Origin of the sequence: Arthrobacter sp. 4R501 (assembly GCF_002929755.1) — a bacterium.
Classification (GTDB): Bacteria; Actinomycetota; Actinomycetes; order Actinomycetales; family Micrococcaceae; genus Arthrobacter.
The window spans coordinates 1-500 of record NZ_PJIW01000090.1; the positions used below are offsets into that span (position 1 = coordinate 1).

Here is a 500-nt window from a genome sequence, read left to right on the forward strand (position 1 = left end):
CTCTGGACAACCTCCGGATCACCCTGGTCTCGACGACCGAACGCGCCGAATCTGCCGATGTGAAGGTACTGCTCACGTTCTCCGGGGACGGCGGCCCGTTCGGCAACGCCGGGTACCAGGTCGAGGATGCCTTCGATCTGGTCAGGACCGGGGGTACGTGGCGCATCGACCGGGCTCCCTGGCAGCTGACGGTATGCCCAAACCCAGCGGTCAGGCAATGAGCACCGGCAGGGCCGTGGGGTCCGCGCAGCGCACCGTGCGCCGGCTGATCACGTACGCGCTGCTGTTCGCGCTGGTGGTGACCGCTGCCGTCGGACTCAGCGGGCTGGCGGGGCGGCTCGTGGCCGCCGGCACGGAGTTGGCCGCGGGGGACGTCGCCGGGCTGGCGCGCTCGCTGGCCTTCGCCCTGATCGGCGGCCCGCTGGCCGCGGTCCTGTGGTGGGTCGTGTGGCGGCGGCTCGGCGAAGCGGCCGAGCGTGCCTCCGTCGGCTGGGGCCTGT

The 500-nt window shown here is 72.4% G+C and carries 1 protein-coding gene and 1 pseudogene; both read left to right on the forward strand.

The window, feature by feature from the left end; translation table 11 throughout:
- Window positions 1-221 (forward strand): annotated as a pseudogene (locus tag CXR02_RS22030) (hypothetical protein); the annotation flags it as partial.
- Window positions 218-500: DUF5671 domain-containing protein (locus CXR02_RS22035; protein WP_258061179.1), on the forward strand; the 283-nt coding region annotated here is incomplete at its 3' end. The pseudogene CXR02_RS22030 and the gene CXR02_RS22035, both read left to right, overlap by 4 nt.